Origin of the sequence: Vibrio sp. ZOR0018 (assembly GCF_963865925.1) — a bacterium.
In the GTDB taxonomy this organism is placed as follows: domain Bacteria; phylum Pseudomonadota; class Gammaproteobacteria; order Enterobacterales; family Vibrionaceae; genus Vibrio; species Vibrio anguillarum.
Genome location: NZ_CAWMCN010000108.1, coordinates 62,967 through 85,108, shown reverse-complemented (window position 1 = coordinate 85,108; position 22,142 = coordinate 62,967). Strand labels below are relative to the sequence as shown.

The 22,142-nt window shown below is 42.4% G+C and carries 22 protein-coding genes and 2 pseudogenes; 7 read left to right on the top strand and 17 right to left on the bottom strand.

Annotation, left to right across the window (positions count from 1 at the left end):
* Positions 1-12: 12 nt before the first annotated feature.
* From AACR75_RS09225 to AACR75_RS09215, 3 genes are read right to left on the bottom strand one after another with little or no spacing between them, the layout of a single operon-like run.
* Positions 13-471 carry a YeeE/YedE family protein gene (locus tag AACR75_RS09225; protein WP_047689716.1) on the bottom strand — a complete coding sequence of 153 codons (459 nt, stop codon included), beginning with the start codon at positions 469-471 and terminating at the stop codon, positions 13-15.
* A 10-nt stretch (positions 472-481) separates the two neighbouring features.
* Positions 482-901 (bottom strand): YeeE/YedE family protein, encoded by a 420-nt coding sequence (locus AACR75_RS09220; RefSeq protein ID WP_013867869.1) that lies wholly within the window; start codon positions 899-901, stop codon positions 482-484.
* 30 nt (positions 902-931) lie between these two features.
* Positions 932-1,261 carry an ArsR/SmtB family transcription factor gene (locus AACR75_RS09215; RefSeq protein WP_013867870.1) on the bottom strand — a complete coding sequence of 110 codons (330 nt, stop codon included), beginning with the start codon at positions 1,259-1,261 and terminating at the stop codon, positions 932-934.
* 132 nt (positions 1,262-1,393) lie between these two features.
* Here AACR75_RS09215 and AACR75_RS09210 point away from each other — a divergent pair, with 132 nt between their 5' ends.
* On the top strand, positions 1,394-1,579 hold the full coding sequence (locus AACR75_RS09210; RefSeq protein ID WP_017042380.1) for a YgaP family membrane protein: 186 nt from the start codon (positions 1,394-1,396) through the stop codon (positions 1,577-1,579).
* A 52-nt stretch (positions 1,580-1,631) separates the two neighbouring features.
* Positions 1,632-3,335, top strand: a complete 1,704-nt coding sequence (locus tag AACR75_RS09205) for an FAD-dependent oxidoreductase (RefSeq protein WP_047689713.1) — start codon at positions 1,632-1,634, stop codon at positions 3,333-3,335.
* A gap of 41 nt (positions 3,336-3,376) precedes the next feature.
* Here AACR75_RS09205 and AACR75_RS09200 read toward each other — a convergent pair whose 3' ends face one another.
* The 10 genes and pseudogenes from AACR75_RS09200 to AACR75_RS09160 form a co-directional block, all read right to left on the bottom strand.
* Positions 3,377-4,732, bottom strand: coding sequence for an HD domain-containing phosphohydrolase (locus AACR75_RS09200; protein WP_047689711.1), 1,356 nt, complete (start codon positions 4,730-4,732; stop codon positions 3,377-3,379).
* The gene (locus AACR75_RS09195; protein ID WP_013867874.1) at positions 4,708-6,366 is read right to left on the bottom strand and encodes an EAL domain-containing protein; all 1,659 of its coding nucleotides are present in this window, start codon (positions 6,364-6,366) and stop codon (positions 4,708-4,710) included. Before AACR75_RS09195 ends, AACR75_RS09200 begins: the two co-directional genes overlap by 25 nt.
* A gap of 4 nt (positions 6,367-6,370) precedes the next feature.
* Entirely contained in the window at positions 6,371-7,702 is a 1,332-nt protein-coding gene (locus AACR75_RS09190; RefSeq protein WP_047689708.1) for a sensor histidine kinase, read from the bottom strand.
* Between the two features lie 26 nt (positions 7,703-7,728).
* Positions 7,729-8,328 (bottom strand): annotated as a pseudogene (locus AACR75_RS18595) (sensor histidine kinase); the annotation flags it as partial.
* 65 nt (positions 8,329-8,393) lie between these two features.
* Positions 8,394-9,036 (bottom strand): annotated as a pseudogene (locus AACR75_RS18590) (PAS domain-containing protein); the annotation flags it as partial.
* A 9-nt stretch (positions 9,037-9,045) separates the two neighbouring features.
* Entirely contained in the window at positions 9,046-9,627 is a 582-nt protein-coding gene (locus tag AACR75_RS09180) for a chemotaxis protein CheC (protein ID WP_013867877.1), read from the bottom strand.
* Positions 9,624-9,989, bottom strand: a complete 366-nt coding sequence (locus AACR75_RS09175; protein ID WP_019282209.1) for a response regulator — start codon at positions 9,987-9,989, stop codon at positions 9,624-9,626. The genes AACR75_RS09180 and AACR75_RS09175 overlap by 4 nt, the downstream gene beginning before the upstream one ends.
* Before the next feature lie 36 nt (positions 9,990-10,025).
* Positions 10,026-11,201: an HDOD domain-containing protein gene (locus tag AACR75_RS09170; protein WP_019282210.1), complete on the bottom strand. Its 1,176-nt coding sequence runs from the start codon at positions 11,199-11,201 to the stop codon at positions 10,026-10,028.
* 4 nt (positions 11,202-11,205) lie between these two features.
* A complete protein-coding gene (locus AACR75_RS09165) occupies positions 11,206-11,511 on the bottom strand; it encodes an Hpt domain-containing protein (RefSeq protein WP_047689703.1) in 306 nt (101 codons plus the stop codon).
* A 164-nt stretch (positions 11,512-11,675) separates the two neighbouring features.
* On the bottom strand, positions 11,676-12,650 hold the full coding sequence (locus tag AACR75_RS09160) for a diguanylate cyclase domain-containing protein (RefSeq protein WP_047689701.1): 975 nt from the start codon (positions 12,648-12,650) through the stop codon (positions 11,676-11,678).
* Between the two features lie 138 nt (positions 12,651-12,788).
* On the opposite strand from AACR75_RS09160, the gene AACR75_RS09155 reads away from it, so the two are divergent.
* Positions 12,789-13,226 carry a DUF3069 domain-containing protein gene (locus tag AACR75_RS09155; RefSeq protein ID WP_017046416.1) on the top strand — a complete coding sequence of 146 codons (438 nt, stop codon included), beginning with the start codon at positions 12,789-12,791 and terminating at the stop codon, positions 13,224-13,226.
* Between the two features lie 117 nt (positions 13,227-13,343).
* On the opposite strand, the gene modC is transcribed toward AACR75_RS09155, so the two are convergent.
* Genes modC through AACR75_RS09135 form a run of 4 tightly spaced genes read right to left on the bottom strand, consistent with a single transcriptional unit; the run spans position 13,344 to position 17,379 of the window.
* Complete coding sequence (gene modC, locus AACR75_RS09150) at positions 13,344-14,450, bottom strand: molybdenum ABC transporter ATP-binding protein ModC (protein WP_040122869.1); 1,107 nt, start codon at positions 14,448-14,450, stop codon at positions 13,344-13,346.
* Complete coding sequence (gene modB / locus AACR75_RS09145) at positions 14,450-15,139, bottom strand: molybdate ABC transporter permease subunit (RefSeq protein ID WP_017046414.1); 690 nt, start codon at positions 15,137-15,139, stop codon at positions 14,450-14,452. The genes modC and modB overlap by 1 nt, the downstream gene beginning before the upstream one ends.
* Positions 15,129-15,902: a molybdate ABC transporter substrate-binding protein gene (modA, locus tag AACR75_RS09140; protein WP_047689698.1), complete on the bottom strand. Its 774-nt coding sequence runs from the start codon at positions 15,900-15,902 to the stop codon at positions 15,129-15,131. The genes modB and modA overlap by 11 nt, the downstream gene beginning before the upstream one ends.
* A gap of 1 nt (position 15,903) precedes the next feature.
* On the bottom strand, positions 15,904-17,379 hold the full coding sequence (locus AACR75_RS09135) for a cobyric acid synthase (RefSeq protein WP_047689695.1): 1,476 nt from the start codon (positions 17,377-17,379) through the stop codon (positions 15,904-15,906).
* A gap of 157 nt (positions 17,380-17,536) precedes the next feature.
* Between AACR75_RS09135 and AACR75_RS09130 the strand changes: the two genes are divergently transcribed.
* From AACR75_RS09130 to glgC, 4 genes are all read left to right on the top strand, one after another.
* Positions 17,537-17,908 (top strand): YgiW/YdeI family stress tolerance OB fold protein, encoded by a 372-nt coding sequence (locus AACR75_RS09130; RefSeq protein ID WP_047689691.1) that lies wholly within the window; start codon positions 17,537-17,539, stop codon positions 17,906-17,908.
* A 136-nt stretch (positions 17,909-18,044) separates the two neighbouring features.
* Positions 18,045-18,569, top strand: a complete 525-nt coding sequence (locus AACR75_RS09125; RefSeq protein ID WP_047689689.1) for a hypothetical protein — start codon at positions 18,045-18,047, stop codon at positions 18,567-18,569.
* A 186-nt stretch (positions 18,570-18,755) separates the two neighbouring features.
* The gene (locus AACR75_RS09120; protein ID WP_047689687.1) at positions 18,756-20,666 is read left to right on the top strand and encodes a sensor domain-containing diguanylate cyclase; all 1,911 of its coding nucleotides are present in this window, start codon (positions 18,756-18,758) and stop codon (positions 20,664-20,666) included.
* A gap of 168 nt (positions 20,667-20,834) precedes the next feature.
* A complete protein-coding gene (gene glgC, locus AACR75_RS09115) occupies positions 20,835-22,049 on the top strand; it encodes a glucose-1-phosphate adenylyltransferase (protein WP_013867890.1) in 1,215 nt (404 codons plus the stop codon).
* Positions 22,050-22,142 lie beyond the last annotated feature (93 nt).

Below are 22,142 nucleotides of genomic sequence, written 5' to 3'. Positions count from 1 at the left end.
ATTCTAGTTAGATTAAACCGTTTGCGTTTGCTGTTGTTTATTATTCTTAATGCAGATCAACAAATTAGTTGCACCAAGCCCAACCATCATTGAGATAAAGAATAGCCATACCTCAATATTACCCAGTGCAAGGCTTGATAGTGCTGGCCCTGGACAGATGCCCACTAATCCCCAACCTAACCCAAAAATCGCAGCACCAGAGATAAGCCGGGTATCAACACTGCGAGTCGTCGCTAAACAGAATTTTTCTGCGTTTATAGGCTGCTGTCTTGCTTTAATAACGATGAAATAGGTCGGCATAAAAACGGCCAATGCACCTCCCATCACAAACATTAAGCTTGGATCCCAAGCACCAGCCACATCCAAAAAACCTACGACTTTGGCTGGATTGGCCATTCCTGAGATAACCATACCCGCACCAAACAAAATACCTGCCACTAACGAGGTTAATCTAAACAACATCTGATTCATTTTGACTCACTTATAGAAGATGAAGGCGTACAAACACAGTAATGGCAGCAACGCCCATGAAGGTACCTGTCGCCGCAATAGAGCGAGTGGATAGTCGGCCAACACCACAGATACCATGGCCACTGGTGCAACCATTTCCTAATCGAGTGCCTACCCCAACTAATAGGCCAGCAAGCGCCAAAACACCGTTATTAAAGTTAAAAGTTTGCGGCACTTGTGCATTTAAAAACCAAACGGCAATAGCACCACCGGTTACCATGCCAAGTGCAAATAACAAACGCCATGCAAAATCACGCGTTTTAGGCGTCATCAATCCCGTTAACACCCCACTTATCCCAGCAATTTTGCCGTTAAACAGCAACATGAGTGAAGTCGATATCCCTAGTAAAACACCACCTAACAACGATTCCCAAGGAATAGAAAACAACATTATTTATCCTTTTAACCTATGACAAATGAACTAATTACAAAAAACGGTCTGCAAACTTTGAATAAGCTGTACAACCCGCGGATCCGATAGCGAATAGAAGACTTGCTGTGACTCCTTTCTTGCTTTGATCATATTTTGCTTACGAAGCACGGTTAAATGTTGCGAAAAGGCTGATTGACTTAACATCGAGCTTTGCTGCAATTCTCCAACGCCCACCTCACCATTAATTAACTGGCAAAGCACCATCAAACGCTCAGGGTGGGCCATCGTTTTAAGCAACTCTGAAACCTCTATCGCATTTGTTTTCATTTGCTCCACATTGACTGATGTGATCTCCATCATTCCCCCTTCGCATTGCATTTAATTAGATAATACTAATGAATGAGATTTAGTCAACGCTTATTTAGCTTATTCAAAATTAGATAAATTAACATTAGACATTGCTAATCAATAAATTTATAGTGACTTTAATTTACAACGGAGGGTAACAACATGACGATTGAAAATGGGGTAAGAATATTGGCGGGCAGCATGGTACTGCTGTCGATCGTTTTAACTGTGTTTGTCCATTCAAACTTTATTTGGCTAACGGTATTTGTTGGAGTGAACTTAATTCAAAGCGCTTTCACAGGGATTTGTCCAGCGGCCTTTTTCTTGAAAAAGCTTGGCCTGCACTGAGGATTTACTTACCTTACCATGCCGCTTTTGTTTAATTTTACTGGAGTAATTTATGACTAAGATTGTGATTATTGGTGGTGTCGCGGGTGGTGCATCCGCAGCGGCTCGTGCTCGTCGACTCAGCGAAGAAGCTGAAATCATTATGTTTGAGCGGGGCCCCTTCGTTTCATTTGCTAACTGTGGCTTGCCATATCACATCGGCGGTGACATCAAAGAGCGCAGCAATTTGCTGCTACAAACACCGGAAAGCTTTTTAGCGCGTTTTAATGTAGATGTGCGCACTATGAATGAAGTGCTGCGCATTAATCGTGCAGCGAAAACCATCACTGTACGCAATCTGCTGGATCAGTCAGAGTACCAAGAAAGTTATGATTTTTTGCTGCTTTCCCCTGGAGCGGGTCCTATTGTCCCGTCGATTCCTGGGATTCAAAACCCACTGACCCATTCGCTGCGCAACATTCCAGATATGGATAAAATCATCCAGACGCTGCAAATGAATAAACCTGAGCATGCAACTGTCGTCGGCGGTGGTTTTATCGGTTTGGAAATGATGGAAGCGTTCCATCACCTTGGTATCAAAACCACGCTGATCGAAATGGCTGATCAGGTAATGACACCTGTCGATAGTGAAATGGCGGGCTTTGCTCATGCGGAAATTCGCGCTAAAGGCATCGATTTACGTTTAGGGGTTGCCTTGAAATCGGTCGAATATAAACCAGCGACGACGTTACCTAGCACAGAATCGGGTGAAACTCTGGAGCACAAACACATCGAAGGTGAACTGGATCTTGTGCTCAGCAATGGTGAAATACTCACCACTGACATCCTGATTATGGCGATTGGTGTGCGTCCAGAAACCAAACTGGCTGCTGAAGCGGGCTTACAACTCGGTGAACTTGGTGGTATTTGGGTGAACGAACAGATGCAGACCAGCGATCCAGCGATTTACGCTGTCGGCGATGCGATCGAAGAAAAGGATTTTGTTACAGGCAAACAAACGCTGGTTCCACTCGCAGGTCCTGCCAATCGCCAAGGTCGCATGGCAGCTGATAACATGCTTGGTCGTAACGAAACCTATCAAGGAACACAAGGAACCGCAATCTGTAAAATATTCGACTTAGCCGTGGCATCCACAGGCAAAAATGAGAAGCAACTAAAACGTGACGGCGTTGATTACGAAAAAGTGTACGTTCACACAGCCAGCCATGCGAGCTACTATCCGGGCGCTGAAGTGGTGTCGTTCAAAATGCTGTTCGATCCAAAATCAGGCAAAATCTTCGGGGCACAAGCGGTGGGTAAAGATGGCATCGACAAGCGTATCGACGTGATGGCTGTCGCTCAACGTGCAGGTATGACAGTAGAACAACTACAACACTTAGAGCTGACTTACGCGCCACCATACGGCAGCGCGAAAGATGTGATTAACCAAGCAGCTTTTGTCGCGACAAATATAATGAAAGGCGATGCAAAAGCCATTCATTTTGATCAAATCGATTCGCTAAATGACACGCATATTATTTTGGATGTACGTAATCCAAGTGAACGTGAAAATGGTAATCATCTCAAAGGCGACATCAATATTCCGGTTGACCAACTTCGTCAACGTATGGATGAACTGCCCAAAGACAAAGAGATCATCATTTATTGCCAAGTCGGGTTGCGCGGTAATGTAGCCTACCGCCAACTGGCCAATAATGGCTTTAAAGCACGTAACTTGATTGGTGGGTTCCGTACTTATCTGTTTGCAAAACAATAAAAGATTCAATTGAGTGCTGCTGATGCGGCACTCTTTTTAAATTAACCGATGTAAACCGCGATTGGCATATTAGTCTGTTCTTCAAGCTCTTTTAATTTCGCCAACAAAGCTGAGTTAATTTGATTGCCAGCGGTCAACATTAAGTTTCCATTGGGTAAGTACAAATCACGCTTAATTTTCATACCCGGTTTCACTTCACTCAAACCAATGCACAATTCTAGGCCATCCTCCAAGTGTTTTAACGAAGTTACTACCATTAAAAAAGCATCCACGACAGTGGGGTCATACAAGGTTCCAGCCTGCTCTTTTATATAACTCTGCGCACTTTTGGTATGCATACGACGTGGATTATTTGGTGATGCAATATAGTAGTCATAATCTTTAACCACTTTAATAATACGTGAACACAAAGGTATTTCTTCACCATGTAAATGGCCTGGCTTACCAGTACCGTCATACAACTCATCTTGGTGGCGAATGATCTCAACTAGTGGTTCAAAGCGCTTAATTCGGCCTAAAATCTCGGCGCCTAATACAGAATTGGCGTTAGGACTCTGAGGAATTGAGGTTTCTGGATCAACAATCAACTTTTCAAGTTCTTTATCTTTCGCACCGATTAATCCTATTTGGTGCATCAAACCACACAAATAGACATGACTGACTTGGCTTTCAGGTAGTTTTAACCGCTGCGCTACTACCTTCGCTTGGTTGGCAATACGCTCTGCGTGATCGGCTGGGTGTCCCGTTCGATATTGAATGATCGCAGTAACCATACCTAGTATATCTTTAAACGTCTTGTTACGACTTATCAATAAATGTTCTAACTTTTTATTAGATGATTGCAGCTCTAACGTTCTCTCTTTTACCTTCTGCTCTAAATCTTGATTAAATTCAGCCAGCTTACGATTATTGTCCTCCAAGGCTAGATTCACCACTTCGAGCTCGCTATTGCGTTTTTCTAACTCGATAGCCAAATGTTCTCGCTCTTTTGTCAGACGATAAAACTCCGCTGCTTTTGAAACGATCAATTTTAGGTTTTCGTTATCCCATGGTTTGCCAATATAGGTATGAATTCCGCCGGAATTTACTGCCCTGACGGTTGACTGAATATCACTATATCCAGTAAGCAGGATACGAATCGTCTCAGGATATAATTCTTTTGATTTTGCGAGAAAATCGGCACCATCCATCTCTGGCATCCGCATATCAGAGATAATAATAGAGACCTCATGTTGCTCTAAATATTCCAAGGCTTCCTTTCCGCTATTAAAAGAAACTATGTCATAATCTGTACGCAAAACCCTCGTTAGTGATTTTAGAATTTCGCTCTCATCATCTAGCAGCAGAAGGCTAAGTCTATCACCACCAATCTCTATTTTTTGTGCGACATTTTCCATCGTTCCTCCTCCATTCTAGACAAATAACTGACCACGTCGTCTGATGATAATGCCTGACTCACCAAATGCCCCTGGATAATGGAACAGCCCAAGGTTTTCAATTTATCCGCTTGCTCCTGAGTATCAACCCATTCGGCGATCACTCCCATTTCAAGTGATTCAGCACTGTCTATCATTGCCCTCAGAATAACTTCATTGGACGCTGATTTGCCAATTGCTTGAACAAATCGTCCATCAATTTTAAGTACATCGAAAGGCATTTCGCACAGATATTCATAGCCCGCATATCCAGTTCCAAAATCATCCAGTGCACAGCTCAATCCCAACCCTTTCAGTTTACTGAGTTCTTGTTTCGCCTGAATAAAATCCTCAATAAAGTCATGCTCCGTTATCTCTATTGACAAGTTATTCAAACCGCAACTGAGCTTTGTAGTTAGCTTAGTCAATAATTCGTAAAATTGCCCATTTATCAACATGTTCCCAGGCACATTAACACTGATATTTCGATCTTTAATTAGTTTCTGATGTTGTTTGATGAACATCAGTACGTCTTCCAATATTTTTTCGGTCAACACTTTAGTTAAACCATACTGCTCAATTATGGGTAAGAAACTGGCTGGATATTGCCACTCATTCTCAACTGTTTTGCGCCTAGCTAATGCTTCAAATCCACAAACATCACCAGTTACCGTCGACAGTTGCGGCTGATAAAACGCGCAGAAATAGCGTCTATCGATATCGTTTAATACAGAAAATAGCGCCAATAACTCTCGGGATTGAGGATCATTATCGAGCCAGTAAATTGGCAGTTGATGGTGCAAACGCACTCGCGAGCGTTCATTAAGGTCAGCAATAGATATATCATCGACTTGATGCAACGATTTGACATCACAGAGCAAAACCGTGTATCTGGTTTTAATAAGATGTGTGTCGACTTCAACAGGCTGAGAGAGTCGCGAACATAGGCGCATCACAACTTGATAACCTTTGGGGCTGTATGGAATGCACATAAACAGCTTATCTTTGTAGCGATATATGGTTTCCGGCTCTGTATTACCATCACTCAGATGCCACGCCAGCGTTTTAATAAATTGATTACCAAGCGCTCCGCCGTATTGATGGTTAATTTCGTCTAGATTAGCAATATTCACCATGACCAAAGCGTATGAGGAGTCACCATGTTTTTTCAATTCGATAATCTGTTCATCTAACGTACGCCGGTTTTTTAAGTTCGTCAGCACATCACTACCTAGCAATGCTTCACGCTCCAATAAACTCAAACGTATGGTTTCAATCAGCTCCTCTCTATCCCATGGTTTTTGGAGAAAACGATGCAATTTCCCTTCGTTCAAAGCACGAGACAAACCTTTGATGTCAGCTTGACCAGATAGAATAATGGTTACAACATGAGGATACTTATTGCGAATATTGACGACCAGCTCTGTCCCATCCATATTAGGCATTCGATAATCAGAAATCACAATTTCGATAGGGTGCCGCTCTAAAATAGTCAGAGCCTCAAGGCCGCTACTCGCACAATGAACCACAGAAAAATGCGGTTTGAATTCACGAGTTAAAGCTTTAAGTACCGCTGGCTCATCATCTACAAGCAGAATTTCTTTATATCGAAACATACAATTACCCCAATCCTTTCATCGAATGATGAGGTGCAACATAAAGCGGTAAACGAATATAGACGCAGGTTCCTTGACCTATCGTCGACTGAATTTCAATTTTCCCGAGGTGCTCTTCTATGATTTCTTTCGCAACAGATAATCCAAGTCCTGCGCCATCACCGATACGCTTGGTGGTAAAAAAAGGATCAAAAACGTACACTAAATCTTCCGAACAAATGCCTTTACCGTTATCGCATACCGATAGACAGATACTAGATTTATTCTCGATTAATAAGCTGTTTTCCATATACAAGGCGACATTGACTTCACCATCAGTATGAGAGAATGACTGTAACGCATTGACTAACAAATTAATCAGTACTTGTTGGAGCTTATGGGTTTGCCCTAGAACATAAAATGGTATTTGAGGAGGTTCATAATTTAAGCGTGCTTTCAGCTTCATTTCACCCAACACCATATTAGTCGCAGAGCTAACCACGTCTCTTAAATCGACCATTCCAACTGATAATTTGGACTCGTGATAATACACATTCAAGCTCGCTACAATGTTTTTAATACGCGAAAGCCCCTCTAAACTTTCCACAATGATAGACTCGCTATCATCAAGTATTTCTGCCAACTGACGGTCGTTGATCTGCTGGATCTCTGGGTGTGCCTTCACTTGGGCAAGATAGGAACTTAACGTGTTGAAATTACTCATCACAAAGCCGAGTGGATTATTGATTTCATGCGCAACACCGGCGGCCAATTTACCTAAAGAAACCCTTTTTGCATCTTGCTCATTTCGTTGAAGATCACTACTACTCTCCCGCATAGACGACAGTAATTTTAAGGCCATCTCAACCAGTAACATGCCTTCTCGGATTTTTTCTAATTCACTTAAGTCAAAAGCATTCAGCGTTGTTCGCGCAAGAAACAGGCTATAGCGCCGCGTCAGTGAGGAGACGGAAAAGGTAACGCCACTTTTCCAAACAGGAAAGTCATTGTGATAGTCTGAGAATTTCCCCGCATCATTAGCTAAATCAGGGAAGTAACTAAACTCCGTATCGGCTAAGGCCGGGTATGTGCCTGACTTCATTGCATCGGTGATTGGGAAACTAGAACGCAGTATCTTGAGCCTCTGCTCAGAATTGTAAGAAAATAGCACGATATGTGCATTAGGGAATAAAGGCTGAACATGAGTAATAAACTGATCTAACTTGTCTTCTTGTGATTGATTTGAAAACATAACTCCTAGCAAAGAAAGTACGACGTAGTGAAATGTTGAGTCCAAGCTGTGTTCTTCTTGAAAGCGTCTATTCTCTTCCTGTTGCTGGGTTTTACTCACATGCATACTCCCTAATCAAATAACGATAATTTTCACTCTATTGCTAGTGTAGCCAATTCGATTGCGTCTATCGGCAACGTAATGATGAATTCAGTACCTTTATTCACTTCGCTATGAACTGCAATGGTGCCTTTATGACCATTGATGATCCCGTACGAAACTGATAAACCTAATCCTGTGCCGGACCCAACCGCTTTGGTGGTAAAGAAGGGTTCAAAGATGCGATCTTTAATCGCATCAGGAATACCGCTTCCCGTATCTTTAATGCGAATTTCAACCTGTTTCTCATTTAGCTTAGCTAATGAGATGGTGATGGTGCCTTCTCCGACAATCGCCTGACTTGCATTGACAAGAATATTAAGAAGGACTTGGTTAATCTGCATTGGCTGGCAATACACTTCAGGCACGTTTTCTTGATATATTTTCTCTAAAGTAATGTTGTATTTGATTTCGTTATTGATGATTTTCAGCGTTGATTCGATACAGTTTTCCAAATTTGCGTAGCTCCATTCAGAACCATCAACGTGTGAAAACTCTTTTAAATTTTTCACAATGGCCATTACTCGAGATGAACCTTCTAGTGATTCTGAAATCAAATCAGCCGTATCTTCTAAAATAAAATCAATCTGTTTCTCTTGTAGTAATGACTCACACTTTGCCGCTAAAACGGTATTATTTGCTTGTGAAACCTGTTGTTTTATCCCTTCTAAAACGGCGGCTAGCGTTTGAAAATAGTCACTAAGTGTTTGAATATTGGATGTGATAAAACCCACTGGATTATTGATCTCATGAGCAATGCCTGCCGAAAGCTGCCCAATAGAGGCCATTTTCTCTGATTGCAGTAGTTGTCCTTGAGCATCTTCGAGTTTTTTAATTAACACTTTTTGCGCTTGATGTTCTTGCTCTAATTGATAAGAAATGCGTTTAAGTTCCTGCTGCTGGCTAGCTTGTATCGTTACATCATAGACACATATACAAACATGCTCGATGGTCCCATCTTCACTATGAATAGGGATGATCTCCAAATCTTGATACATCTGATCTTCTTCGCCCGATACAGGGCGGGAGCTTTTAAAGGGCAGTAGATGAGGCTTTTGCTCCCAGCTACTAAAGCTTGAAGTTTCAATCACCAATGCCGTATCAATTTTTCGTTTAAGGTAGTCTGCGGAATGGGGAAATAGTTCAAGTATGTTCTTTCCTTGCATCACATCACCATCAAAAATGACTCGGGATTGGAAATAGTCATTCGCTTTCACGATAATGTAATCCTGCCGTACTATGCACAACGCAAAAGAGAGTTGATCCAGCAGATCAGAAAGCAGTAAGCGGCTTTTTCCCATTCCAAACTCCTACATCAACTCATCGAGGTGAATGAGTACCTTATCCAATTCGTTGTCTGCAAAACAGATGATGGTTTTAGCAGAGAATGACGCTTTTTCGACTAAAAAAGAGATTTCCATAATTAAAGATAGCTTCCACTGAGAAATGGGGAGCGGCTGTGTTGACGGATAAAACAGCACTGGAGACTGAATTTTAGTTTTTATGTCTATTTGCTGACATAGACCCTTTAGACTTGCACCAGATAAAATATTCGAGATATCTAAAATGCTCTCTTCTAGGCTCACGACATCTTGAGCATCACCTGTTGATTGTTTTAGATCGCTCACTATCTGTTCACAGCCTTTTCTGCTCATTAAGGTCACTAACTCACCATCCATGCCACCAAAAAAAGACTGCCGAGTGTAGTAATAATCGGTTTCATAAGATTGCAGTTGCGCTAAATCCTCATCCGTTGCCACTCCAATACTGGGTACAGATATAGTGACGTGCAAATTAAGCAAGGTAGCAAGTTTATTTGCTGCTCTGCCCATTGAGATATTCATAAATTCTTGCAGGGCGTCTTTATGGTCTTCTGAAAGTGCCATTGTCATAATAGTCCTACCTCGTGCAATGTTTGTTTTAGCTGTGCTGGGTCAAGTGGTTTTTGCAAAAAGGTGACTGCACCGAGTTCTCTTACGCGCTGCTGAGCAAAAGGTTGAATATCGGCACTAATGACAATGACAATACTTTTAGCATCAATGCTATGCAAATATTCAAGGACTTGGAAGCCATCCATTTCTGGCATCGTCAAATCTAAAAACATCACTTCAGCGCACCCATTTTGGTAATTGACTAGGGCTTCTTTGCCATTTTGGGCTTCGTTGATTTCTACATCCCACTCTTCAGGAATCGCCCTCATTACCGCTTTTCTCGACATCTTTGAATCGTCTGCTATTGTAATTTTAATTGCCATGCTCGCTCCCTCTAACCAAAAAAAGTAATTATATAATTACTCAATAAATATGGGTTTTAGCTCAACTAATACGCTTGCAATGGAACTTGGTACACCGTCAATCAGTGTTTGGTAGCTCTCATTTTCCTTACATGCTTCTATACGATTTGCAAGCCCCACAATACTGCCAAGTACAACAGATTTGTCATCTGAAAAAAAATCACTCTTACTTTGATTAAGAACGATCTCTCCAATCTCTGAACCGTATCCCCATATCATCAGCATATATGCCGTTACTATGTAGTAATCAGCATATTCTTGTTGAAGCTCCAAGAAAGAATCAACATTATGGATATCAGCGCCTTCCTCCATCAAAATCAATTTTCCGATTGCGGTAAGCAAGCTTGAGACAAACACCCGATCTTTATCTTGTAGGGAGTACCCCAAGTTTTTAGCCAGTAAACGGGATATATAGCTCACCCTCAGCGCCTGTTCTGAAATATCTTGGTGGGCCTTTTTTGAAACTAAGCTGTTAGCGTGATGGCTCAATAACGATATGGCGATGCTCTCCACTAAAGTCGCGCCTAAACGTCCAACAGCTTCCGATAGTGAATCTGTAGTTCGACGAAAACCTAAGTAAGAAGAATTGGCAATTTGAAACACTCGTGCGACTAATACAGGCTCATGGCTAATGGTGTCTGCGATCGATTGAAGATCACAAGTAGGAGAGGCGATAGTTTGTTGTAAACGATGTATCGAATTGGGTAACACCGGAAGATCTTTCAAGCTTCCGAGTTTAGTTCGACACTCACTGTTAAACGGCATTTGATAAAGACGTTCGGTACATTCAAATAAGCGTTCAAAGTCCTCTTGTGTGAATGGCTTAGGCAGTACGAAGTGGGAATACGCATGCGCTTTTTGAGGCAAATTCTCCTGCGTATTCCCAGTTAAAAGAGCTCTCACTACTTGCGGGTAAGACTGCTTTACCTCTTTTAAAAGCTCATCGCCACATTTATGCGGCATGAGTAAATCTGAAATGATAATGGCTGGCGGTTGGCAATTATGCTTATTCCATTCTGACAACCAATCTAGTGGCTCTGAAACGAGTATAATTTCCCATTCTGGACGAATACGCCTGATCAAACGAGCAATGGCTTTAAGCATAAAAACATCATCATCTATGCACATGACTTTCAAATGTACTTTTTCCATTTGATTCTCACTTAGCTTCATCGTTTTATTTATTCATATATTGGTTGATTTCGTCCAACAACAGCTTACTTTGATCATTGATCGAACTGATTGAAAACTCGGTGCCTTGAGTAACATTGGTTAGATTATCAGTTGCGGCTTCAAGTTTCTGGAATTCAGATGCTAATACATCCGCTCCGACAAACCGAGATGACGATTTCATGGTGTGTGAAATGTGGTGAATCACCTCAACTTGGTTGCAACAAAGCGCACTGCTAAGTTTGTTCAAAGCTTCCAACAGGCTTTTTCGATAGCTGCACAGCATCTCATTCACATTCTCTTCACCAACCATATCCGCCACCCTCTCTGGTGAAAAATACTGCAATCTGTCCATAAAGTGCACCCATAAGCCAAAAAAGTTGATATATGCATCCTGACTTCTAATCCAAAGCGTTAGTACTAGTGTAGACCATATTGCTTAAGTGCTAACAAAAAAGAGCGAGTGAAGTGTATGTATTAGCTTAATACTGCATTGGTAACATCGTAAGAAATAAAGCAATTTCTACCTTGATGCTTTGCTTGGTACAAGGCTTCGTCGGCCAGATTGTAAATATTAGCGATAGACTCAGTACCATTCGGCGTTAACGAGATGACACCTTGAGATAAGGTGACATGATCAGCAATTTCGCTGTATTGATGAGGATAGTGTGCCTTGATCATTGATTGTTGGATTCGCTCAGCGGCAATCAGTGTTTGTTCATAATTGGCATTGCCCAGCAGCACTAAAAACTCTTCACCGCCATATCGCCCTACATACTCACCAGTGCGCACAAATAACTGATTCACCGTTTGCGCAATGCTAATCAAGCAGTTATCTCCTTCTATATGGCCGTAGTTATCGTTAAACCGTTTGAAATAGTCCACATCGATCAAAATGAGGCTCATTGGAAATTTGTGCCGCCCATGCCAGCTGATCATCTCTTTAAGTTTATCGTCCATAAATCGGCGATTGAAGAGCTGCGTTAAACCATCTTCATTCGCTTGCTGCTGCAAAACTCGATTGAGTTCTTCCAATTTGACTGTCGCTCGCTTCAGCTCTCGACGCATGCTGGCAATACGCTGCATCGCGAGTAATTTGGAATTAAGCACAAGCTTATCAACTGGCTTGGTTAAGTAGTCATCCCCACCTGCCTCTATCGCTTTAGCAATCATCGATGGTTCATCATGTCCACTTAAAAAGATAATCGGCACCCATTCATGGTGTTGTAAACGTATTTTTTTCGACAATTCAAAACCATTCATTCCGGGCATCGAAATATCCATCAAAATCAATTCTGGATCAAATTTTCGATAAATATCCAGTGCCGCTTGTCCACTGGCAACCGCTTCCACGTGATGACCGAGCTGTTTAAGACGAATGGTGAGTTGCATTCGATCCAGTTGTACATCATCGACCAGTAAGATCCTCATAGAAGAGCCCGAACTTACCATCTGTAACCCCTTTAAATTTCAATCATATGCTTACGTATAACATAGATTTATTCACTTTCTTTGTTTAATTTTGCGCACAATATTGACTTTTCGCTATAAATTTTTAGCATGTAGCTTTTCCCCTAAAGAGATATCTTCATGTCTGAAGTAAAGCAAACCGAACAACCTGTAGTGGACTTAGACGCCATCTCGCCAGAATTGCGCCAAGTAATTGAATTTGATCAAGTGCCACAAGAGATGTACTACATGGTCGTGTCTATACATGAAGTCTCTGAAGAAGCGGTACGAGAGTCTTGGAACTCTCTACCAGCCAGTGCGCAAAATGTGTTGGATAATTTTGAACAGTTTCATGCGTTGATCTCTGTTAGCCAAGCTTTTGCTGGTGTCAATGTCATGGAGGAGTTCCCAACATTGAATTTACCGAAAGAGATGACAGACCAAGATAAAGAAGAGTACCGAGCAGAGCTTCTTGATCAAGTGCTGCATAACTGTGTGAAAGATATGGTTAAACAGATCAAAAAAGCACGCCGCGACCCGATTCTAAAACGCGACTTTAAAGACGTGTTTGCAAAATAAAACGCACACCATTGAGCATAAAGCCGTCAATTTTATATGACGGCTTTTTCTATTGAACCTGAACTCGAGATAAGAGAGACTTAGGTTATTGAATCAATACATTAATAATGAAAAACATTAATGCGTTAAGACGATATCACGCTGCGACACGCTCACGCCTTTAATTTGCACATACAGCGAATCACCAACATCCAGTTGTAGCTCATCGGCCGCCCATTTGGTTACCGTAGCCCACAGGTAACACCCTTCGCCTAACTTGAGTTTTATCCCCACACTCTGTTTATCAGTACCTAGAGGCTGCTTTTCAAGCTGGCAAATCTGCGCAGGCAGAATATTACGAATTGACGTCCGGTTTGGCTTATCAAGCGCCACCGAAACATCATTTGCACGGATCTGTAATCGCAGTGCAGAGCCTACCTCGCCTTCCACATATTGCACCCAAAGTTTGACATCATCTGCAAGCGAGACCTGTGTGAGCGCATAATCTTTGTTGTGCTGGCAGATGTGGGCAGAAAACAGACTACTTTGGTCGGCAAATGATTGCCAAGGACGCATATAATTTGAAGACCACACTTGCTCTAGCTCACCGCTTATCAGCACAGCGCCCTGCTCTAACACAACTAAATGATTAGCCAGACGCAAAATTTCATTCATGCTGTGCGTCACATAGAGAATGGGAATATGTACGCTATGAGCCAGCTCTTCCAAAAAAGGCATCACTTCACGTTTGCGCGGCATATCGAGCGATGCCAACGGCTCATCCATCAATAAAATATCTGGCTTGGATAGTAAGGCTCGGCCAATCGCTACTCGCTGTTTCTCCCCACCAGATAAATCAGGCGGATAACGTGTAAGTAATGGCGCTAAAGCCAATAATTTTACGATGGCGGCGAAGTGGTCGGCATCCTTTTTTTTGACACCATAGTTTAAATTGCCATGAACGGTGTAATGTGGAAACAATCGAGCATCTTGAAAAACGTAACCAACATTGCGCTTTTCAACAGGCAAGTTAATCTTTTTTCGTTGGCTAAAAAGGATGCGGCCATTGATCTCGATTTCACCAAGTTCAGGCTTCACCAATCCACTGATAATATTGATGAAGGAGGTTTTCCCCGCCCCTGAACGCCCGAAAACCGCACAAATACCACGGCTTGGTAAAACCAAATCCGCATTAAGCTTGATATCACCTAACTGTTTTTCAAATTGAATCTTTAACCCACTCATCATTGAGTCCCTAAGCGCCGCGTCATTCGGCGGCTAATCACTTCAGAAATGAATAACGAAGCCAAGGCAATCGCGATGGAGATAATACACAAACGCATCGCTTCCATTTCGGCTCCTGGCGTTTCTAAAAAGTTATACATCGCAAGAGGAAGCGTTTGTGTTTCACCGGGAATATTGGACACAAAGCTAATGGTGGCTCCAAACTCACCTAGGCTGCGAGCAAAAGAGAGCATCGCGCCAGTGATCAGCCCGGGTATCGTTAAGGGTAATGTAATGGTCAAAAAAACTTTGAGTGGTGAAGCGCCTAAGGTTCGAGCCGCTTGCTCTAACTTAGGATCGACGCTTTCAAGGCTTAAACGAATCGCACGAACCATCAAGGGCAGTGCAATGATGACACACGCCAACACGGCTCCACGCCAACTGAAGCTGAAACGCAAGCCAAACATATTATCAAGCCACTGTCCAATTACGCCTTGTTTACCCATGGTGATCAGCAGAAGATACCCCACAACCACTGGCGGTAATACGAGCGGCAAATGCACTAGACTATCCAGTATACTTTTACCCCAAAACTGCTTTCTGGCGAGTAGCCACGCAAAAAACATTCCCAGCGGTAAGAGCCAAAGCACGGTATAAATCGCGACTTTTAAGCTCAGTTGCAGTGCAACCCATTCGTACTCAGAAAGCAAAGGAATCCGTTCCTATCATCACGCTAAAACCGTAGTTCTGTAAGATACTTTTTGCTTGATCGCTGCGTAAAAAAAGCATGAATTGATTCACCGTATCACGCTCAGTTAGCTGCACTAAAGGATAATGGATGGCGCTGTGTAGGCTTGAATCAAATTCGTGTACCACTTTGACCTTATGGCTCATCAATGCATCCGTCTTATATACAATACCAAGTGCGGCTTCTTGACGTTCCACTAGCGCAAGCGCTAAACGTACGTTATTGGTTTGAGCCAGCATAGGGGCGAGCGACGACCACACTTTTAACTTTTCTAGTGCCTCTTTGGCATACATTCCCACAGGCACTGCCATTGTGTTACCTATCGCTAAACGTGAACCGTTCAAGGCGTCAAGCCATGCCGCAACATCATTTACCACCAGCGAATTGAGCTTCGACGATTGAGGGGCGATAAGCACCAGCTGATTTCCAGCCAACAATGTGACCTTATCGCTCGTCACAATGTTCTTGTTAAGCAAGTGAGTAACCCAGTTATCATTGGCTGAAATAAAAATATCCGCTGGTGCACCTTGCTCAATTTGACGAGCAAGCGCGGATGAACCCGCATAAACGGGCACAATATCTAACGGTTGTTTCGGCTGGTAAGCCGCAATCAATTCATTAACCGCATTCGTCATGGATGACGCTGCATAAACAGTGATTTTCTCTTGTGCATAAACCGCCGTACAGCACAGCATGGCGACGATAGAGAGCAGTATTTTTCTCATGTTAACGCTCCGTTAATTCTGGCCATAATAAGGCCAAGTTCAAATGCTCTTCAATCGCATCCGCAATGCGGTTAATGGCTTGTTCTTTTTGCGCCACATGATCGTAATAACTTATATCAGCGGCACCAGCCCAGCGACAGATAAGCTCAGTTGCAGGAAAACTATCAAAAATTCCGTGCATGTAAGTCCCCAACACTTGCTGGCAATCACTTAATAAACCGTCACGGTTGCCATTGTCTAACGTGATGATTGCTGAGGATGATGCATCATCGAGCGTTGTGCGTCCAACGTGGATCTCGTAGCCTGAGACCTTCGCTTTACCTTGCGGTAAAATAAGCTCGCCTTGAACATTCCTGAGCGTTTTTTCAGCGGTGAGTTCTGTACTGACGTTCAACAACCCCAGTCCTTCACTTTCGCCCGTTTCACCTTCAACACCGAGTGGATCGCGAATTACCCGACCTAACATTTGGTAACCACCACAAATGCCCATCACTTTGCCTCCGAAACGCAAGTGACGTTTGATATCCTGATCCCAACCTTGCGAGCGAAGATACGCAAGATCGTCCCTTACAGATTTACTGCCCGGAAGCAGAATCAGATCCGCATTTTCGATCCGTTCACCCTTTCCCACATAACGTAAGTCAACATCAGGATTTAAACGCAACGCATCAAAATCAGTATGGTTACTAATGCGAGTCAACACTGGCACCACAATATTCAATTTACTGTTGCTGCTGAGGGTTTGCGCTTGAGTGATCGCATCTTCAGCTTCTAAATCAAAGCCATGTAAATAAGGCAGCACACCAATGACGGGTTTACCCGTTTTTGCTTCTAACCAATCAAGGCCAGATTGCAGTAACGCAATATCACCTCGAAAGCGGTTAATCACAAACCCTTTTACACGCAGCTGTTCCGATTCAGAAAGCAGTGCTAACGTGCCATACAGATGAGCAAATACACCGCCTCTATCAATATCGGCAATGATAATCACAGGTACATCGGCCGCTTCAGCAAACCCCATGTTAGCAATGTCATTTTCGCGTAGGTTGATTTCAGCCGGGCTTCCCGCCCCTTCAATCATGACACTTTGATACTCGGCTTGTAACCGAGCGTAGGAATCAAGCACAGTATTCATCGCGACTTTCTTATAATCGTGATAACCCGTTGCTTCCATATTAGAGAGCGCTCTGCCTTGCAGGATAACCTGCGCACCCGTGTCTGAATTTGGCTTGAGTAATACAGGGTTCATGTGTACCGATGGCTCAACGCCACACGCTTGAGCCTGAACAGCTTGCGCTCTCCCGATTTCGCCACCATCGGCCGTCACCGCACTATTGAGCGCCATGTTTTGCGGCTTAAAAGGGGCTACTTTTATTCCTCGACGTGCTAACACTCGGCATAAGCCTGCAACTAGTACACTTTTTCCAGCGTCGGAAGTGGTGCCCTGCACCATCAATGACCTTAATGTTGATTCCATATTAACTCTACGATAGGCGTTTGCTGGTAATCATACCGTCACAGCTGCTACTCACTCAATAAAATGAATGGAATATTAATGTTCCGCTCAGAGTGTGTTCAACATCTTAGTGTTTAAATCGCTTCATCAAAACAACAAACCCATAGAGGAATTAAAAATGAAACGTACAACACTAGCCCTAGCAGCTTCGATGATTATTGCTCCTGTTTTCGCTTTTGCAGGTAACCATAACCAAAACAGTAATACCATCAATTACAATGGTCCTATCGAACTTACGTCTGTGGAATCGTTGCTAAAAGACACCAATATGTTTACAGAAAAGCATGTTGTGGTTGAAGGAAAGTTGATTCGTCAAATCAGAAAAGACACATTCGTATTCAGTGATGGCAACGGTGAGATTCAAGTAGAACTGGATGATGATATCCACTTCACAACGCCACTCAATGCTGAGACTAAGGTTCGCCTTTATGGCGAATATGAAGGAGGACTGACACCTGAAATCGAAGTGGATCAGATCCAAGTTCTATAATCATTATTGTTTATTGCTCTCTTGATGGTAAAACACAAAAAATAAGATGGATTTTTTTGTGAAAATGGCCTGTAATTTGCAGGCCATTGCTGTATCTTATTCAGCTTAATTTTCATCTTTTCAGGACGAAGCGTACATGTATAAAAAAGCGTACTCACTAGGCCTAGTCGGTTTGTCATGCGTTCTTTCTTTCTCTGCGCAAGCTAACAATTTTAATTATAACTTCTTTGAAGTCAGAACCGCTATCAGCCCTGAATCCTCAGGTGCAGAATTTAGTACTTATTTAACCGATAATACACACCTGATCGTTCATTACGATTCGAGATTTGACGGAGATTGGGATACCGCTGGCGGAATTGGTTTTAACGGCCCAATAAGCCAATTTGCTGATGTCTACGGACAAGTGCTTATTCACCACATTAGACCTACCGATGAACAGGGTGGCAAAAGTGAAACCCAGTTGGAGTTTAATATTGGTAGCCGGATCTGGTTATCGAGCCAAATTGAAGCCAATATTAAACTGGGTAAGAACGATGAACACTCGGTATTTTGCGCTGGATTACTTTTTCACTCTACCGAACAATTATCGTTAGGAGCTGAAACCAAAAACAACGGCGTTTACGGCTCACAGATCGTCATGAATGTTCGTTTTCAATTCTAAAACGTAAAACGGCCTTCAGGCTTAAGCGCATAATGCTTCTTAACTACTTGGTGTGCGCTTCTTTTTACTCTTTATATCAATAGAATTACCCCACAAATTTGATGTACTCCGCGATATCAGATATTTGGAAGCGACTTCTCATATATCAGCGATATACTATGCACTCAATAACTTATATGTGCCGCTATGTTTCGCTCTTTCTATAAATACTTAGCTCAATGGCTATTTGTTAGTGTCGTGCTTGGGGTTGTACCCTTTCTTTATTTCGTCAAAGAATTCGACAAAGCTCATGAACAAACTGTGCAAATGATCGAACAAAAAAGCCATGCTCAACTCGAATACAATAAGCACGAACTGCTTACTGCGTTTAATGACGTTTACAATTCAACTCAAATATTGTCAAACAACACCATGTTGTACAGCGCATTACGTCTTCCCTCCACCGAAAATATCGAAGCGGTACAGGCGTTTTGGTTATTAGCAGCTCGTATTCAAACCCTTTATTCTCGGCTCAGGCTTTTTGATATAGCGGGTAACGAATTAATTCGCGTGAATCAGAGTAATGGATCAACAGAAGCAGTACCAAGATCACAACTAAAAAACAAATTGCACCGAGACTATTTTCAGTATGCGCAAAACCTTTCCCCAAACCAAATTGGGATCTTCGGTGTTGATAGTGAAAGAGAAGAAGAAAATTATGGTACTACTTCCCAGATAACCGCAGTATTTAGGATTATTGCACCAATAGATTTTGATGGAAAAAGGCAAGGCTATTTTGTAGCAAATCTTAATTTAACCCAGTTGTACAAAAAATTTAACCAGAGGTTAAATTCACTGAGTCGCCCAGACATCATCAGTTTCAAGGGGCAGTATATTCATCATGAAAATGAGATCTTATCTCAACAAGAAAACCCGTCGAAATACCACATGCTGAATATTAACAGTGTCGCCCCTATACTATGGAAAAGTATGCAAGAGCAAGCTTCTGGCACGGTATGGGATAACAACTGCTGGTATAGTTTTACTCAAGTTCCTTTGCAATCCATATTCCCAGAAATGGAGCCAATTTACCTAATTCAGTCATTAAATGGTGATGCCCTCAATAAATTGCTTTCTGCCACAGAGCTAAAAATTGGCTTTCAAGCGGTTGGCATCGCGCTATTAGTAATGACGATTGCCGCCGGTTTTATTCGTTGGAACGCAAACCACGATAAAAACAGTATCGAGAGCAAACTGGCTAGGGCGGCGATGAATGGTATGTCCGCTATGGTGATTACCGATCGTAATAACCGCATTATCAAAGTAAACAATGAGTTTACCCGGATCAGCGGCTACACCTTAGCCGAGGTAAGAGGTAAACAACCTTCCGTTTTTTCCTCCGGTAAGCACAATCAAGCTTTTTACATGAATATGTGGAAAGTGCTGCAAGACGAAGGGCTATGGGAAGGTGAAGTCATTAATAAGCGTAAAGATGGCTCAATGCAAACCGAGATCTTACGTATTCAAACCATCCGTGATTCAGACGGAATTATTCAGTTTTATGTGGCCTCCTTTGTTGATATTAGTCATCGCAAAGAGCTAGAAAATCGCCTGCGTGAGCTCAGCGAGAAAGATGCACTCACCAACATTTGGAACCGCAGGAAATTTGATCAAGAAATGCGTTCAGAATGCTTACGCGTAAAACGTTACCAAGCTCAAGTGCAGTCGTGCTTAGCGATTATTGATATCGACCATTTTAAACGTATTAATGATAAATTAGGCCATGCAGAAGGCGATAAAATCATTCGTTCTGTCGCAACACAATTAAGTGAGCACCTAAGAGAAACGGACTTTTTAGCTCGCATCGGAGGCGAAGAGTTTGCCATCATTATGCCTCATACACCACTGGCAGAAGCTGAGTTGGTCATGCACCGTTTACGAGTAGCCGTTCACTTAAATCATCGTTTAGAAGTGTCGATCAGCGGTGGCATCACTGACATTACAGAAAAACCAGAAGAAGTGTATAAACGGGCCGATATTGCATTGTATGAGTCAAAAGCTTCGGGGCGTAATCTTGTCTCGGTATTGACCAGTGTCGAGATGGAAGAATTTGCTTAACAATTAGCACCATTTAAGTGCATCGAGAAATAAAATGGGTTTATTTTCGTGCAATTATCGCAAACTTAGTTTGTAACGTATTGTTCGCTATCATTTTTACTTTTGGCTTAAAACTTGTACTACTCTCTAATATGGTAAATAGATTGCACATATTTAGGGAGAAATAAGATGCAAGAAACACTAACCGTTGTGTTAGCCGGTGGCGTCGGTTCGCGGCTATCTCCGCTAACCGATGACAGAGCAAAACCGGCTGTACCCTTTGGTGGAAAATATCGAATCATTGATTTTACACTCACCAACTGCCTACACTCAGGGCTGCGAAAGATTTTGGTCCTGACTCAATATAAATCTCATTCATTACAAAAACATTTACGTGATGGCTGGTCTATTTTCAATCCAGAACTCGGCGAATTCATTTCTGTGATCCCCCCGCAGATGAGAAAAGGCGGAAAATGGTACGAAGGAACGGCGGACGCTATCTACCACAATATGTGGCTACTTTCACGCAGTGATGCCAAACACGTCGTTGTTTTATCTGGTGATCATATCTACCGGATGGACTATGCTTCTATGCTCGAAGCTCATAAGCAAAAAAATGCTGCACTGACTATCGCCTGCATGGATGTCCCAAGAGAACAAGCTTCTGCCTTTGGCGTGATGAATGTGGATAATGACTTCAAGATCACCTCATTCATCGAAAAACCAAGTGACCCACCCTCCATGCCCAATAATCCTCATCGCAGCTTAGTTTCTATGGGGATCTACATTTTTGATATGGAAGTATTAAAAAGTGCTTTGATTAATGATGCTGAGCTGGAAAACTCGAGTCACGACTTTGGCAATGACATCATTCCCAAATTGATTGAAAGCCATGCTGTTTATGCGTATGAGTTTTGCGGTGACCGGGGGCGAGTCGCTAAAGATTGTTACTGGCGTGATGTCGGAACACTTGATTCTTTTTATAACGCTAACATGGATTTACTCGAACCCGTTCCACCAATGAACTTATACCAAAAAAACTGGGCCATTCGTACCTACGAAGCGCAATACCCACCTGCGCGCACGGTTTCTTCTGCAACAGGTAACGAAGGTATATTCATTAATTCGATTATTTCAAACGGTGTGATTAACTCTGGAGGTTCTGTACAACACTCTATTATTTCTTCAAACGTCAGAATTGATGATGGTGCAACAGTGGTCGATAGCATTTTATTTGATGATGTTGAAGTCGGCGCAGGGTGTCAGCTCATGAGGTGTATTATTGATAAACATGTAAAAATCCCTCCACATACTCAAATTGGCTTAAACCCAGTTGAAGATGCCCAGCGTTTCCGTATCTCAGAAAATGGCATTGTTGTGGTACCCGAAAGTTATCAATTCTAAACTTATATTTTTTTGCCCACTTAATTTATCCCTCATTAAAATGAAGCCTTAGCACACGCTAAGGCTTCTTACTCTACACTGAGTTCAAAACAT

Bases quoted from the DNA above. Each gene is read 5' to 3' on its own strand.
- AACR75_RS09210 (WP_017042380.1), top strand. From the start codon at position 1,394: ATGACGATTGAAAATGGGGTAAGAATATTGGCGGGCAGCATGGTACTG.
- AACR75_RS09190 (WP_047689708.1), bottom strand. From the start codon at position 7,702: ATGCATGTGAGTAAAACCCAGCAACAGGAAGAGAATAGACGCTTTCAA.
- AACR75_RS09170 (WP_019282210.1), bottom strand. From the start codon at position 11,201: ATGAAGCTAAGTGAGAATCAAATGGAAAAAGTACATTTGAAAGTCATG.
- AACR75_RS09220 (WP_013867869.1), bottom strand. From the start codon at position 901: ATGTTGTTTTCTATTCCTTGGGAATCGTTGTTAGGTGGTGTTTTACTA.
- AACR75_RS09160 (WP_047689701.1), bottom strand. From the start codon at position 12,650: ATGGTAAGTTCGGGCTCTTCTATGAGGATCTTACTGGTCGATGATGTA.
- AACR75_RS09120 (WP_047689687.1), top strand. From the start codon at position 18,756: ATGTTTCGCTCTTTCTATAAATACTTAGCTCAATGGCTATTTGTTAGT.
- AACR75_RS09155 (WP_017046416.1), top strand. From the start codon at position 12,789: ATGTCTGAAGTAAAGCAAACCGAACAACCTGTAGTGGACTTAGACGCC.
- AACR75_RS09200 (WP_047689711.1), bottom strand. From the start codon at position 4,732: ATGGAAAATGTCGCACAAAAAATAGAGATTGGTGGTGATAGACTTAGC.
- modA (WP_047689698.1), bottom strand. From the start codon at position 15,902: ATGAGAAAAATACTGCTCTCTATCGTCGCCATGCTGTGCTGTACGGCG.
- AACR75_RS09205 (WP_047689713.1), top strand. From the start codon at position 1,632: ATGACTAAGATTGTGATTATTGGTGGTGTCGCGGGTGGTGCATCCGCA.
- AACR75_RS09175 (WP_019282209.1), bottom strand. From the start codon at position 9,989: ATGGCAATTAAAATTACAATAGCAGACGATTCAAAGATGTCGAGAAAA.
- AACR75_RS09195 (WP_013867874.1), bottom strand. From the start codon at position 6,366: ATGTTTCGATATAAAGAAATTCTGCTTGTAGATGATGAGCCAGCGGTA.
- AACR75_RS09165 (WP_047689703.1), bottom strand. From the start codon at position 11,511: ATGGTTGGTGAAGAGAATGTGAATGAGATGCTGTGCAGCTATCGAAAA.
- glgC (WP_013867890.1), top strand. From the start codon at position 20,835: ATGCAAGAAACACTAACCGTTGTGTTAGCCGGTGGCGTCGGTTCGCGG.
- AACR75_RS09180 (WP_013867877.1), bottom strand. From the start codon at position 9,627: ATGACAATGGCACTTTCAGAAGACCATAAAGACGCCCTGCAAGAATTT.
- modC (WP_040122869.1), bottom strand. From the start codon at position 14,450: ATGAGTGGGTTAAAGATTCAATTTGAAAAACAGTTAGGTGATATCAAG.
- AACR75_RS09215 (WP_013867870.1), bottom strand. From the start codon at position 1,261: ATGCAATGCGAAGGGGGAATGATGGAGATCACATCAGTCAATGTGGAG.
- AACR75_RS09125 (WP_047689689.1), top strand. From the start codon at position 18,045: ATGTATAAAAAAGCGTACTCACTAGGCCTAGTCGGTTTGTCATGCGTT.
- AACR75_RS09130 (WP_047689691.1), top strand. From the start codon at position 17,537: ATGAAACGTACAACACTAGCCCTAGCAGCTTCGATGATTATTGCTCCT.
- AACR75_RS09135 (WP_047689695.1), bottom strand. From the start codon at position 17,379: ATGGAATCAACATTAAGGTCATTGATGGTGCAGGGCACCACTTCCGAC.
- AACR75_RS09225 (WP_047689716.1), bottom strand. From the start codon at position 471: ATGAATCAGATGTTGTTTAGATTAACCTCGTTAGTGGCAGGTATTTTG.